This is a genomic window from Burkholderia territorii (assembly GCF_001718335.1).
GTDB lineage: Bacteria > Pseudomonadota > Gammaproteobacteria > Burkholderiales > Burkholderiaceae > Burkholderia > Burkholderia territorii.
Genome location: NZ_CP013365.1, coordinates 1650865 through 1664246, shown reverse-complemented (window position 1 = coordinate 1664246; position 13382 = coordinate 1650865). Strand labels below are relative to the sequence as shown.

Sequence of the window (13382 nt, the reverse complement as noted above, 5' to 3'; positions counted from 1 at the left end):
GACGGAATGACGCGCGTGCCGATGACGGACGTCGCGGCTGGCGGCGAAGCCGGCGTTCAGGCGGGCAGCGCGGTGGTTGCCGCGTTCGTTTCGGCATCGCGACCTGCGGGCGGCAGCGGCGCGGCGGCGCGCCACAGCAGTTCGAAGGTGCGTACGTCGTCGTGACCGGCGATGGTGGTGGCGACGCGGCGCGTGGCCGCCGCATCGCTGCCCTCGATCAGCACGAGCGCGTCGGCGGCCGCACGCGCGCCCGCATCGGCGCCGATCGGCGCGGACAGCTCGGGCACGGTGCGGAACAGCCGTGCCGCATGAATGCCGGCTTCGCTCAGCACCGCGTCGAAGCGCTCGCGCAGGTGCGGCACGTCGATGCGTTCGGGCGGCAGCACGAACAGCGCGAGATGCGTGCCTTCGCCGTCGCCGGCCTCGATCGTCAGTTCGCCGACGCGCCGTTGCGTGCCCGTCATCCGTTCGAAATTCGCGAGCGACCACGCGGTCTGCTGTGTAAATGCGCGCCGATACGCGTCGCCGCGGAACACGTCGAGCGTGTGCGTCACGTACAGCGCGAGGTACTTGCGCGGGCCGCCGTCGGTCGCGCGAAAGCGCCGCGCATGCGTGAAGCCGGGAATCGCGACGCGCTCCTGCATGTGCTCGCGGTCGTACCACGCGTTGAAATCGGCTTCGTGCGCGGGGTCGATGTCCGTCCAGACGCAGAGCTGGCCGTGTGGAAGGGAAGTGCGGGTCATTGCGGGTTCCTCGTGACGGGTGTGTCTGGAACCTCAGTGTCCCGAAGACGGGCTGCGCCCGTCCAACAAGAAAACAAATTCGCGGTGAACAGGTTTTCTTATGAGCGGGGCGGACGGCGCTTCGCCGGGGTGGCGGGCGGTGCGGATTTCGGCGTGCGTTTTGCGGCCGCGGGTCGGGTTTTTTTCGCCGGGCGGGCGGGGGATTTGTCGACGATGTCGGCTTCGGCTTCGGCTTCGGTCTCGGCCGTTGCCGACGCGGCGGGCTTCGCATGACTGGAAACCGCCGGCATCGCGCGCGCCACTTCGCTCGCCAGTTCGGCGATGCGGGCGGCGACCGGCAGGCCCTGCGTGCGATACGACGCGACGAGCGGCAGCGCGGGGAAGTCGGGTTCGACGTCGAGCAGTTCGAGCGAGCCTTCCTGCAGTTCGCGCCCGATGATCGCGGGCGGCAGCGCGGCCACGCCGAAGCCGTCGGCGACGAGCCGGATCATCGCGGCGACCGACGTGATGCAGTTGATGCTGGCCGGCCGTTCGACGGCCGCGAACAGCCGCTCGATCGTCGCGTGAGGCCCCGAATGACGCGAGAAGCTGATGATCGGATACGCGGCAAGCCGCGCGACGTCGAGCCGTTGGCCGCCGAGGCCGAGACGCGGGCTCGCCGCCCAGCGCACCGGGAATTCGCACAGCGGCAGATTCGTGAAGTCGGGGCCCGGCACCGGGTCGGTCTGCAGGATCAGGTCGACGCCGTCGGTGCTCAACAGGCGGACCAGGTGCAGCGTCGTGTCGCTCGTGATTTCGACGTCGAGGCGCGGATAGCGCTCGCGCAATTGCGCCATCAGCGCCGGAAACCAGCTGTGCACGATCGACTCGATCACGCCGATCCGGATCAGGCCCGCGTCGCTCGCCGCGTCGATGTCGCGCCGCATCTCGCTGTCGAGCCGCACGATCCGCTCCGCGTACGCGAGCATGCGCCGGCCCGCGGGCGTGAGCGTGGCCGAGCGCGTGTTGCGGTCGAACAGACGCACGTCGAACGCCTCTTCCAGCGACGCGATGCGGCTCGACACGGCCGCCTGCGTCGTATGCAGTTTCTCGGCGGTGAGCCGGAAGTTCTCCAGCTTCGCGAGCCAGACGAAGGTTTCAAGAAACCGGATGTTCATCGCGTTCCGAGCGGTGAGGCAGTGCCGCGCGGGGGCGGCGGGATCGGTCGATGTTAGCGGATTTCCGGAGCGGCAGAAGTGAGCGGTGTCTGCCCGGGGCGCCGGCTGGCGGCAGGCGTTCGCGTGTCGGCACGCACGTGCTCGACGTTGCGCGGCCGTCTGCAATGCGAAGTCACGCGGGCTTCGTGTGTCCGGGCGTCACAAGCTCTCGAACGCGAGCGTCGGCACATCGACGACCGTCGCGCCGCCGTCGGCAACGAGTGTTGCGCCGGTCACGAACGATGCGTCGGGCGAGGCCAGGAACGCGCACACGGCCGCGATCTCGTCGGGATCGGCCGCGCGTCGCAACGGCACGTCGGCACTGACGCGCGCGTAGGCGCCGTCGAGCGTGTCGCCGTACGCGGACATCAGCGGTTCCATTTCCGCATCGGCCATCGGCGTGCGCACCCAGCCCGGGCACACCGCGTTCGCACGTACGCCGTGCGGGCCGTAGTCGCGTGCGAGCGAACGCGCGAGCCCGAGCAGCGCATGCTTGCCGACCGTATAGCCGCATACGCCGGGGCCGGCCGCCAGCGCGGCGATCGATGCGACGAGCACGATGCTGCCGCGCCGCGCGATCAGGTCGGGCAGGCACGCGCGCGCGCTGACGAACGCGGTGTCGAGGTTCGCATGCATCGCGTCGCGCCATTGCGCGTCGTCCGTTTCGTCCGCGCGGCCGAGACCGTGGCCGCCCGCGCATGCGACGAGCGCATCGACCGGGCCGAGCCGTGCGGCGATCTCGGGCAGGAATCGGGCCCAGTCGTCCGTGCTCGCGGCGTCGCCGGCGAGCGCGAGGCCGCCCGTCTCGACGGCTAGCGCGTCGAGCGGCGCCCGACGCCGCCCGATCAGCACGACGCCGTCGCCGCGGGCGGCGAAGCGGCGCGCGCACGCGGCGCCGATGCCGGTGCCTGCGCCGGTGATCACGATCGTGCGGGGTTGCGGGTGTGCCATGTCGTTCTCCGGAAGAGCATCGTTTCCGGTCACTTTAGGGCGTGCCGACGCACGCCGGTATCCGCCGAAAGGATGAACGGGAACCGGCCGAACGGTCGAGGGCGGTATCCCGCACCGGGTCGCTCGGTAGGTCGCGGTCATTTTGCAAAGGCTGACGATGTTCGGCGCCGAATCGCTCTATCCTCCGTATTTTTGCGATAAGTCGCAAAAGCCCGGCAAAATGGCGCGGGCGCGCCCGCGCATCGATGCGTGGCGCGGCGGCCGGCCGATTCCGTCGTGCAAGCGGAGCGGCAGGCGGCAGGATCGGCGTGTGAACGCGCCCGGTCCGGATGCATCGCGTCTGCCGATGGTGCAGTACGCGGTGGCGGATCGCCCGGTCGCGCGTCGCGCGGTCGGACCATCGACAAGAACAGGGAGGGGCCGGCAATGAGGCTGGACGACGAAAGAGAAAGCGTAAACGTCGAGGATCGACGCGGCGGCGGGTTTGGCGGCGGGCGCGCGACGATCGGCATCGGCACGATCGTGGTCGCGCTGGCCGCATCGTATTTCTTCGGGATCGACCCGCGCGTCGTGCTCGAGGGCGCGTCCGCGCTGCAGGGCCGGCAGCAGCAGGCGCAGCCTGCGCCCTCGCAGCACCAGGGCGCGCCGGCGAACGATCCCGGCGCGGTGTTCACGCGCAAGGTGCTCGGCAATATCGAGCGCACGTGGACGGACGTCTTCAATACCCAGCTGCATGCGCAGTACCAGCCGCCGAAGCTCGTGATGTTCACGAACTCGACACCGACCGCATGCGGCACCGGTCAGACCGCGATGGGGCCGTTCTACTGTCCGGGCGACCGCAACGTGTACATCGATCTCGGCTTCTACGACGAACTGCGCAAGCGGTTCGGCGCGGGCGGCGATTTCGCGCAGGCGTACGTGATCGCGCACGAAGTCGGCCATCATGTGCAGAACCTGCTCGGCATTTCGGACAAGGTCGATGCCGCGCGCCGCCGTTCGAGCGAAGCGCGCTCGAACGCGCTGTCGGTGCGGATGGAACTGCAGGCCGACTGCTTCGCCGGCGTGTGGGCGAACAACGCGCAGCGCGCGAACCAGCGGCTGATGGAGCCCGGCGATTTCGAACAGGGGCTGAAGGCGGCCGCCGCGATCGGCGACGACCGGCTGCAGCAGCAAGGGCAGGGCTACGTCGTGCCGGAGAGTTTCACGCACGGCACCAGCGAACAGCGCGTGTATTGGCTGCGGCGCGGGATGGAATCGGGAGAAGTGAGCGCCTGCGATACGTTCGCCGCGAACGCGCACTGACGCGCGCCGGGCGCGGCGCGTTTGCCACGCTTGTCTCTCGAGGCTGGGTGTGCCCGCGCTTGCGCGCGTCTCGCCGATTGTTCCGATTGCGACCGATCGGCGTGCGCGATGTGTCATACGGCACGATTGCCGCCGCCGATCCGCCGATCCGCCGATCCGCCGATCCGCCGATCCGCCGACCCGTCGATCCACCGACCGCCGACCGCCGACCGCCGACCGCCGACCGCCGACCGCCGACCCGCCGACCCGCCGACCCGTCGCCCCGTCGAGCATGCGACTGCCGGCGGGGCGATCGCCGATTCACGACGCCGTCGCGATACGGCGAGCGGGATCCTTCCGCCACGCGCGGACGAATTGCCGATTTGTGCTCACCGGCCCATTTCGGCGCCGGTACGCTGGCCCGAACTTCGACGCGTTCGGCCGCCGGCCGCTCTCATCATGCCGACCTCACCCGTTCCCGCCGATCACGAAGCCGCCGACTGGCAGCGCGCGCTGCGCGCGTGCGTCGAAGCGTTCGACGCGTTTGCGAGCCCGTCCGCGATCGTGTTCTACCGGCTCGACCTGAGCGGAGAGCCGGCCGATTTCGAGCTGTTCGGCATGCCCGAGTCGATGCATCGCACCTACATCGCGCGCTACCGGATGCTCGATCCGCTGCACCCATCGCGCTGCGCGGCCGGCGCTCACGCGGTCGTGACGCTCGCTTCCCAATTGCCTGACGAAAGACGCGATGCGTCCGCGTACTGGACCCGTTTCCTGCGGCGGCACGATGTCGCCGACGTCGTCGAAATCTGGCTGCGCGACGACGCGGGGCGGACGGTCGGTGCATTTTCGCTGCTGCGCTTCGGCAAGAGCGACGCGGGCGGCGACTTGGGCAACGGCACGGCGGGCCGGTTCGCGCCGGGCGAGATCGACGCGCTGGCACGGCTGCAGCCCGTCGCCGAGGCCGCGCTGGCTCCGTTGCTGCGCGCGCGGCGCGGGATACACCGGATCGGTTGCGACGAGCGGCTGACGTATCGCGAGGAGCAGATCGCCCGCCTCGTGCGCGACGGCCGCTCGAACAAGGAGATCGCGCGCGATCTCGCGCTCGGCCAGCCGACCATCAAGACGCATCTGATGCGCATGTACCGGAAGCTCGGCGTGTCGAACAGAACCGGGCTGGTCGGCGCGCTGTTCCTGTAATTTTTTCCGCACCCGCACCCGCACCCGCACCCGCACCCGCACCCGCACCCGCACCCGCACCCGCCCCGCGTCCGAGCCCGCGCGATTCATCCGACGATAACGCGCCGCTCGCACGCCGCCATTCCACATTCCGGAAGTCACCCGCGTTCCGGTCCCGCACGCGGTTGCCAATTTGCGCTCACCGGGCGCGATCCCTCGTCGATACAGTGGTTCGACACCCGCATGCCGGAGCGCACGCGGCCCAACCACGACAATCATCGAGACGCCCATGAGCACCACGAACTTCGTCGCCGTCAGCGACACCGTGCGCACCTTCGTCGCACGCGACTTCGGCCTCTTCATCGACGGTCAAATGCAGCCCGCGCACGCGGGCGCGCGCCTCGACGTGTACGACCCGGCGACGGGCGAGCGGCTCGCGACGGTCGCCGACGCCGACGCGCACGACGTCGAACGCGCGGTCGCCAGCGCAAAGCAGGCATTCGACACGCGCGTATGGAGCGGGCTGCGTCCCGCCGACCGCGAACGCATCCTGCTGAAGCTCGCGGAGCTGATCGAAGCCGACGCCGAAACGCTCGCGCAGCTCGAAACGCTGAACCAGGGCAAGTCGATCCACGTATCGCGCGCGATCGAGGTCGGTGCGAGCGTCGAATACGCGCGCTACATGGCAGGCTGGGCGACCAAGATCACCGGCCAGACGCTCGACGTGTCGATCCCGTTCCCGCCCGGCGCGCGCTATACGGCGTATACGCGCAAGGAGCCGGTCGGCGTGGTCGCGGCGATCGTGCCGTGGAATTTCCCGCTGATGATCGCCGTGTGGAAGCTGGTGCCGGCGCTCGCGGCCGGCTGCACGATCGTGCTGAAGCCGTCGCCGGAAACGCCGCTCACCGCGCTGCGCCTCGCCGAACTCGCCCGCGACGCCGGCGTGCCGCCCGGCGTGTTCAATGTCGTCACCGGCGGGCGCGCATGCGGCGCCGCGCTGTCGAGCCACCCGTCGATCGCGAAGATCTCGTTCACAGGTTCGACCGCGACCGGCAAGTTGGTTGGCGCGGCGGCGGTGCAGAACATGACGCGCTTCTCGCTCGAGCTCGGCGGCAAGAACCCGATCGTGATGCTCGACGACGTCGACGTCGCGCAGGCGCTCGACGGCGTCGCGGCCGGCGCGTTCTTCAACCAGGGGCAGGTGTGCGCGGCCGCGTCGCGCATCTACGTGCACCGCAGCAAGTTCGCGCAGCTCGCGGACGGCCTCGCGGGCGTCGCACAGTCGATGAAGCTCGGCGCGGGCCTCGACACCACCGCGCAGATCAACCCGCTCGTCTCCGCGCACCATCGCGACAAGGTCGTGCAGCACATCGAGGGCGCGCGCCGCGCGGGCCTCACCTTCCTCGCGGGCGGCACGCCGGCCGACGACCTGCCCGGCTACTACGTGAAGCCCGCCGTGATCGCCGATCCGCATCCCGACAGCGCGATCGTGCGCGACGAGGTGTTCGGCCCGGTGATCGTCGTCGTGCCGTTCGACGATGCGGCCGACGCCGTGCGACTCGCGAACGCGTCGCCGTACGGCCTCGCCGCGAGCATCTGGAGCAACGACCTGAAACGCGTGATGAACCTCGTGCCGCAGATCGAGGCCGGCACCGTATGGGTGAACTGCCACATTCCGCTCGATCCGTCGATGCCGTTCGGCGGCTACAAGCAGTCGGGCATCGGCCGCGAGTTCGGCCAGTACGCGATCGAGGGCTTCACCGAAACCAAATCCGTGTGCATCGCGCACTGACGCGCGGCGCCCGTTCCGAACACGCGACAACCGCGAACGATCCGAAAGTGGAGAATGCAATGAGCTACAACGAAGCAAAATTCTGGCACCCGATGCTGCACCCGAACGAAATGAAACAGCGCAAGCCGATCCGCATCGTGCGCGGCGACGGTTGCTACGTGTTCGATGAAACCGGCAAGCAGCTGGTGGACGGCGTCGCCGGGCTGTGGAACGTGAACGTCGGGCACAACCGCCAGGAAGTGAAGGATGCGATCGTGCGCCAGCTCGACGAGCTCGAATACTTCCAGCTGTTCGACGGCATCTCGCATCCGCGCGCGGAAGAGCTGTCGAAGAAGCTGATCGACATGCTGGAGCCGGAGGGGATGCGGCGCGTGCTGTACAGCTCGGGCGGCTCCGATTCGATCGAGACCGCGCTGAAGATCGCGCGCCAGTACTGGAAGGTGCGCGGCCAGGCCGACCGCACGAAGTTCATCTCGCTGAAGCAGGGCTATCACGGCACGCACTTCGGCGGCGCGTCGGTGAACGGCAATACCGTGTTCCGCCGCAATTACGAACCGAACCTGCCCGGCTGCTTCCACGTCGAGACGCCGTGGCTGTACCGCAATCCGTTCACGCAGGACCCGGAGGAGCTCGGCCGGATCTGCGCGGAAATGCTGGAGCGCGAGATCCAGTTCCAGAGCCCGGACACGGTCGCGGCGTTCATCGCCGAGCCGGTGCAGGGCGCGGGCGGCGTGATCGTGCCGCCGGCCAACTACTGGCCGCTCGTGCGCGAGGTCTGCGACCGCTACGGCGTGCTGCTGATTGCCGACGAAGTCGTGACGGGCTTCGGCCGCAGCGGCAGCCTGTTCGGCAGCCGCGGCTGGGGCGTGCGCCCGGACATCATGTGTCTCGCGAAAGGGATCTCGTCCGGCTACGTGCCGCTCGGCGCGACGGCCGTGAACGCGCGGATCGAGGACGCGTTCGCCGCGAATGCCGACTTCGGCGGCGCGATCATGCACGGTTACACGTATGCCGGGCACCCGGTCGCATGCGCGGCCGCGATCGCCAGCCTCGACATTGTCGTGAAGGAAGACCTGCCGGCGAACGCGGCGAAGCAGGGCGCGTATCTGCTCGAAGCGCTGCGGTCGTTCCCCGAACGCTTCGCGGCGGTCGGCGAGGTGCGCGGCAAGGGTTTGATGCTCGCGCTCGATCTCGTCGCGAACAAGCAGACCCGCGAGCCGATCGACCCGCTCTCCGGCTATGCGAACGCGGTTGCGGAAGTGGCGCGCGAGCACGGTGTGCTGGTGCGCCCGGTCGGCACGAAGATCATCCTGTCGCCGCCGCTCGTGATCCAGCGCGAGCAGCTCGACAGGATCGTCGACGCGCTCGCGGCGGGCTTCGAGGCCGTGCCGTTCGCGTAAGTCCGTGACGCGGGCATCGCACGACGCCGAACCGGCGGTGGAGGGCGGGATTACCCGCTCTTCACCGCCGGTTTGCCGATTTGCGCTATGAACGGATTATTTTGCCTGCGTATTTTTTCGACATCGGATCAGCGTTGGATCGACAGGGGCCGGGCGGCGCAGCGCTGAAGCGCCGCCCCGGCCGACCGCGAAGCACGGGACGGAGCGGGCGCCGCAGCGCCGGCGACGGCCTGAAACAGGGAAGGAGACGAAGATGTCGGGATGGTCTGGAGTGACCGGCGCCTCGGGCGATACGCCCGCCGGTGCGTCGGCTGAAGCAGGCGGCGGCACGGTGCTGAAGGCGGGCGCGGTCGGTTTTCCGACCGCGCTGGCGAGCGCCGTCGGCCTCATCATGGCGAGCCCGGTGATCCTCACCGCGACGTCCGGCTTCGGCATGGGCGGCTGGGCGTTCGCGGTCGCGATGATCATCGCGTTCGTGATGATGCAGGCGCAGGCGACGACCTTCTCCGAAGCCGCCGCGATGCTGCCGACCGCCGGCTCGGTTTACGATTACCTGTCGTGCGGGCTCGGCCGCTTCTGGGCGATCACCGGCACGATTTCCGCGTATTTCCTCGTGCACGTGTTCGCCGGCACGGCGGAGACGATTCTCAGCGGCATCATGGCGCTCGTGAATTTCGAGTCGCTGAACGCCGCGTTCGAGAAGCACAACAGTTCGTGGCTCGTCGGCGTCGGGCTCGTCGTCACGTTCGCGATCACCAACATCATCGGCATCAAGGTGTTCAGCAAGCTCGAGATCGTGCTGACGGCCGGCATGTGGCTGTCGCTGATGATCTTCGGCATCCTCGGGCTCGCCGCCGCGCCGGCCGTGCATCTCGACGGCTGGTTCGGCGGCTCGGAAGTCGGCACGTCGGTGCCGGCCGTGCTGTCGCTGGTCGGGATGGCGATGTTCATGTTCGTCGGCTGCGAATTCGTCACGCCGCTCGCGCCGGAAATGAAGGCGCCGGGCCGCACGATCCCGCGCGCGATGGCGCTCGGCCTCGTCGGCGTCGCGATCTGCATGTTCCTGTACGGCGCGGCGATCCGGCGCCAGGTCGCGAACGTGCCGGTGAGCGCCGACGGCCTCACGCATCTGCTCGACACGCCCGGCGCGATTCCCGCGTTCGCGCTGCAGGTGCTCGGGCCCTTTGGCCGCGTGTGGTTCGGCATCGCGTTCCTGTGCGCGGGCGCCGCGACGATCAACACGCTGATGGCCGGGCTGCCGCGCATCCTGTACGGGATGGCGATCGACGGTGCGCTGCCGCGCTGCTTCGCGTATCTGCATCCGCGCTTCAAGACGCCGGTGGTCGGCATCGTCGCGTCGGCGATCGTGCCGATCTTCCATGCGTGGCTGATCAACGGCAACCTCGACAGCATCCTGCACCTCGTGCTCGCCGCGACCTGCGCATGGGGCACCGCGTATCTGCTCGTCACCGCGTCGGTCGTGATGCTGCGCATCCGTCGCCCGGACCTGCCGCGCCCATATCGCTCGCCGCTGTTTCCGCTGCCGCAGATCGTGTCGAGCGTCGGCATCGTGCTCGCGATCTGGTACATCACGCCGCCCGGCATGAACGCGCGCGACATCTACGTGCCGTTCGGCGCGATGCTCGGGCTCACCGCGCTGTACGCGCTGTTCTGGACGGTCGTCGTGCAGCGCCGGCACCCGTTCAAAGCGGTGCCGGTCGAGGAAGTGCTGCGCAACGAGCACGTCGCATCGTGAGGCTCGCCTTCGCCCGGTGGCGCACGGCGCCCGACGCACCGCCGCCCGGCCATCGGCCGGGCGCCGTCGCCGCGTGCGTGCTGGCGGACCTCGGCGCGGTACGCGATGCGAACGGCGGCGCTGCCGAGACCCGGGCCCGCCTGCCGAACGGCGCGCGCGTGAGCATCGACGAACGCGTCGATCGCCAGTTCCTGATGCACACGGTCAACGTGCGGGTGTCGGTCAACACGGCCGGCCCGGCCGGAGAAGGTCATGCGCGCTTGCTGCAGACCGGCTGGCTGCGGCGCGCCGGCATCGCGGCCGCGCCCGCGCCCGGCTGCGACCCCGCATTCGTGCGGGCGGTGGCCGCGCTCGTCGCCGATTCGGCCCTTGCCGGCGCGCTGCGCCCGCTGCATCTGACCGACTGCACGATCGCCGCCCGCGACGGGCGCTGGACGCTCGCCGTCGTGCCGTTCGGCGGCAGCGAGGTCGTGAACCGGATGCCGTCGTTTCGCCGTTATGTCCGCTTGACCGGCGAGCAGGCCAGCGCGCTGTCGGCGGCCTGCCTCGCGTTCGAAACTGCACTGCGCGGAATTTTGCGCGGGTAAGCTGTGCCGTTGCGCGCCGTTGCGCGCGCAATGTGGATTCAGGGTTTCACCGGAGATGCCGATGCTGTTCGAGTCACGCTCACACGAAGACGTGCACGACCACGGGCTCGCGATCGCGGGTTGGCATCAGGTCTACCGCCAGATGACGCCGGGCCGGTTCAGAGGCACCGTCACGCAGGTCCTGTACGACGACTTCCACTTCTTCCGCGAGACGACCAACCGGCGAGTCGCGCAAACCGGCGTCGCGCCGGCCGGGCGCACGTCGCTCGCGGTGCCGCTATCGCTGCCGCTCGCCGGCACGTTCCAGGGCCAGCCGGTCGACGGCTATGCGCTGCTCGCGCTGCACGCCGGCGAGGATTTCGAATTCCATACGCCGGAAGGGATGGGCCTCGTCGGGATCAGCGCCGCGTCGGACATGATCGACGAGCTCTGCGAAGCGGAGTTCGGCGCGGCCGGCGTGCGCAAGCTGCGGCACGTCACGCGGCTGTCGGACGCGCAAGGCGTCGCGCTCGGCGCGCGACTGTCGTCGCTGATCGACGATGCGCAGCGCAACCCCGGCTGCCTCGAATACGCAGCCACGCGCAAGATGTTCCGCGACGCGATGCTCGGCATGTTCCTCGATGCGCTCGACCAGGGCATCGGTGTCGAGCGCCGCGACATCACGCACGCGACCTACAGCGATATCGTCAGCCGTTGCGAGAAACACCTGCGCGAGCGGCCCGAGGAACCCGTCACCGTGCTCGAATTGTGCCGCGCGCTGCGCTGCAGCCGCCGCACGCTTCAGACGAGCTTCCAGCGTGTCGCCGACGTCACGCCCGTCGGCTATCTGCGCACGATTCGGCTGAACGCGGTGCGGCGCCTGCTGCGCACGACCTCGGCACAGCAGCTCGGCGTCGGCGAGGCCGCCGCAAGCTGGGGCTTCACCCATCTCGGTTATTTCGCACGCGAGTATCGCGACCTGTTCGGCGAGCTGCCGTCGCAAACGTTGCGTCCCGAATGACGTTCGCGCACCGCGCCGGTGCGACTGCCGACGCGCGCTGCCGCATGTCGTCCGCTTGCTGCACGGTTTGCTGATTTGGGATAGAGGTCCGGAATTTTCGCTGGATAGAGTCCTGTCACCCATATCGACAACACCATCGATCTGCACTGCGAATCGATGACATCAGAGGGGCGGGACATGAAGATCGGACGAAGACTGGCGGCGGCCGCGGCCACGCTGGGTTGCATGCACGCACATGCGCAAACCTCCGGCAGCGTGACGCTGTACGGCACCGTTGACACCGGCATCATCTATTCGACGAACCAGCAATTCACGCGCGCCGACGGCAGCACGGGCAGCGGCCATGCGTGGCAGATGGGCGGCGGCAACCTCGTGCCGTCCCGCTTCGGATTCCAGGGCGCCGAGCCGCTCGGCGGCGGGCTCGACGCGGTGTTTTCGCTCGAGCAGCAATTCCTGTCCGCGAACGGGCAGGCACTGCAGGGCGGCACCGCGTTCAGCCGGCAGGCGTGGGTCGGGCTGCGCCAGGATTCGATCGGCACGCTCGGCCTCGGCCGGCAATACGATTCGTACACCGACATGCTCGGCGCTTATGTATCGAGCAACAACTGGGCGACGCCGTACGGCTCGCATCTCGGCGACGTCGACAACCTCAATGCCGCGTTCAACTTCAACAACGCGGTGAAGTTCACCAGCGCGGACTTCAACGGCCTCACGTTCGGCGGCACGTTCAGCTTCGGCGGGCAGGCCGGCGACTTTTCCGCGAAGCGCGGCTATGCGGTCGCCGCGACCTACACGCGTGCGCCGGTCGCGTTCTCGGTCGGTTATCTCGACCTGCATCAACCGCTCGACGCGGCACTTGGCGGCGCGAGCGGCTACATCGGCGACTTCGCGTGCAGCAATCCGGGCGCGATGTACTGCCTGCTCCAGGACGCAGGCTCGATGCGCGCGTTCGGCGCCGGCGGCTCGGTGACGCTCGGCGCGGCGACGGTCGCGCTGACCTACACGCACACGCGCCTCGGCGACAGCCGCTATTTCTCGACCGACGCGCAGCCACGCAAGCAGGCGTTCACGTTCGACATCGGCGAGCTGAACGTTACGTACATGTTCACGCCCGCGCTGCAGGGTGGCGTCGCGTACATCTTCAATGCCGCGCATACGGACGGGCGCGGCACGACGCGCTTCCATCAGATCAACGTCGGCACGAACTACAGCCTGTCGAAGCGCACGGCGCTGTACGCGGTCGCGATCGGCCAGATCGCGAGTGGCACGGGGCTCGGCAGCGATGCCAATGGAAATGCGGTGAACTACGCGCAGATTCCGGTGCTCGCCAACAGCAATTCCAGCCGGCAGCTCGCGGTGATGGCCGGGATTCGCGTGAATTTCTGACGGCGCGCATGTGGCGACGCGGTCGGAGCGGCCGGCTGCGATGGCCGGCCGGGTGCGCCGCGTGCCACAAATTCTTAACGATCGACGTGAACAATGGCGTTCGCTTCGGAG

Annotated in this window: 11 protein-coding genes; 8 read left to right on the top strand and 3 right to left on the bottom strand. The window is 68.9% G+C overall.

Features of this window, described 5'->3' with window-relative positions; genetic code table 11:
- Positions 1–56: 56 nt before the first annotated feature.
- The 3 genes from WS51_RS07285 to WS51_RS07275 all read right to left on the bottom strand — a co-directional run bounded on the left by WS51_RS07285 (position 57) and on the right by WS51_RS07275 (position 2890).
- Positions 57–743, bottom strand: coding sequence for a DUF4286 family protein (locus tag WS51_RS07285; RefSeq protein ID WP_069228865.1), 687 nt, complete (start codon positions 741–743; stop codon positions 57–59).
- Positions 744–841: 98 nt separating this feature from the next.
- On the bottom strand, positions 842–1900 hold the full coding sequence (locus tag WS51_RS07280) for a LysR family transcriptional regulator (RefSeq protein WP_069228864.1): 1059 nt from the start codon (positions 1898–1900) through the stop codon (positions 842–844).
- 198 nt (positions 1901–2098) lie between these two features.
- The gene (locus WS51_RS07275; protein WP_059805645.1) at positions 2099–2890 is read right to left on the bottom strand and encodes an SDR family NAD(P)-dependent oxidoreductase; all 792 of its coding nucleotides are present in this window, start codon (positions 2888–2890) and stop codon (positions 2099–2101) included.
- A gap of 426 nt (positions 2891–3316) precedes the next feature.
- Between WS51_RS07275 and ypfJ the strand changes: the two genes are divergently transcribed.
- From ypfJ to WS51_RS07235, 8 genes are all read left to right on the top strand, one after another.
- Entirely contained in the window at positions 3317–4192 is an 876-nt protein-coding gene (gene ypfJ / locus WS51_RS07270) for a KPN_02809 family neutral zinc metallopeptidase (RefSeq protein ID WP_059449580.1), read from the top strand.
- Between the two features lie 438 nt (positions 4193–4630).
- Positions 4631–5371, top strand: a complete 741-nt coding sequence (locus tag WS51_RS07265) for a helix-turn-helix transcriptional regulator (protein ID WP_059769289.1) — start codon at positions 4631–4633, stop codon at positions 5369–5371.
- Between the two features lie 268 nt (positions 5372–5639).
- Positions 5640–7142: an aldehyde dehydrogenase family protein gene (locus WS51_RS07260; protein ID WP_060022440.1), complete on the top strand. Its 1503-nt coding sequence runs from the start codon at positions 5640–5642 to the stop codon at positions 7140–7142.
- Positions 7143–7201: 59 nt separating this feature from the next.
- Positions 7202–8542: an aspartate aminotransferase family protein gene (locus tag WS51_RS07255; protein WP_059509117.1), complete on the top strand. Its 1341-nt coding sequence runs from the start codon at positions 7202–7204 to the stop codon at positions 8540–8542.
- A gap of 253 nt (positions 8543–8795) precedes the next feature.
- Positions 8796–10298, top strand: coding sequence for an APC family permease (locus WS51_RS07250; protein ID WP_059544020.1), 1503 nt, complete (start codon positions 8796–8798; stop codon positions 10296–10298).
- Positions 10295–10885 (top strand): DUF3156 family protein, encoded by a 591-nt coding sequence (locus WS51_RS07245; protein ID WP_069228863.1) that lies wholly within the window; start codon positions 10295–10297, stop codon positions 10883–10885. The genes WS51_RS07250 and WS51_RS07245 overlap by 4 nt, the downstream gene beginning before the upstream one ends.
- A 61-nt stretch (positions 10886–10946) precedes the next feature.
- Positions 10947–11885, top strand: coding sequence for a helix-turn-helix domain-containing protein (locus WS51_RS07240; RefSeq protein WP_059449585.1), 939 nt, complete (start codon positions 10947–10949; stop codon positions 11883–11885).
- A gap of 177 nt (positions 11886–12062) precedes the next feature.
- Positions 12063–13271: a porin gene (locus tag WS51_RS07235; RefSeq protein ID WP_059805662.1), complete on the top strand. Its 1209-nt coding sequence runs from the start codon at positions 12063–12065 to the stop codon at positions 13269–13271.
- The last annotated feature ends 111 nt before the right edge of the window (positions 13272–13382 follow it).

Bases quoted from the DNA above. Each gene is read 5' to 3' on its own strand.
- WS51_RS07285 (WP_069228865.1), bottom strand. From the start codon at position 743: ATGACCCGCACTTCCCTTCCACACGGCCAGCTCTGCGTCTGGACGGAC.
- WS51_RS07280 (WP_069228864.1), bottom strand. From the start codon at position 1,900: ATGAACATCCGGTTTCTTGAAACCTTCGTCTGGCTCGCGAAGCTGGAG.
- WS51_RS07275 (WP_059805645.1), bottom strand. From the start codon at position 2,890: ATGGCACACCCGCAACCCCGCACGATCGTGATCACCGGCGCAGGCACC.
- ypfJ (WP_059449580.1), top strand. From the start codon at position 3,317: ATGAGGCTGGACGACGAAAGAGAAAGCGTAAACGTCGAGGATCGACGC.
- WS51_RS07265 (WP_059769289.1), top strand. From the start codon at position 4,631: ATGCCGACCTCACCCGTTCCCGCCGATCACGAAGCCGCCGACTGGCAG.
- WS51_RS07260 (WP_060022440.1), top strand. From the start codon at position 5,640: ATGAGCACCACGAACTTCGTCGCCGTCAGCGACACCGTGCGCACCTTC.
- WS51_RS07255 (WP_059509117.1), top strand. From the start codon at position 7,202: ATGAGCTACAACGAAGCAAAATTCTGGCACCCGATGCTGCACCCGAAC.
- WS51_RS07250 (WP_059544020.1), top strand. From the start codon at position 8,796: ATGTCGGGATGGTCTGGAGTGACCGGCGCCTCGGGCGATACGCCCGCC.
- WS51_RS07240 (WP_059449585.1), top strand. From the start codon at position 10,947: ATGCTGTTCGAGTCACGCTCACACGAAGACGTGCACGACCACGGGCTC.
- WS51_RS07235 (WP_059805662.1), top strand. From the start codon at position 12,063: ATGAAGATCGGACGAAGACTGGCGGCGGCCGCGGCCACGCTGGGTTGC.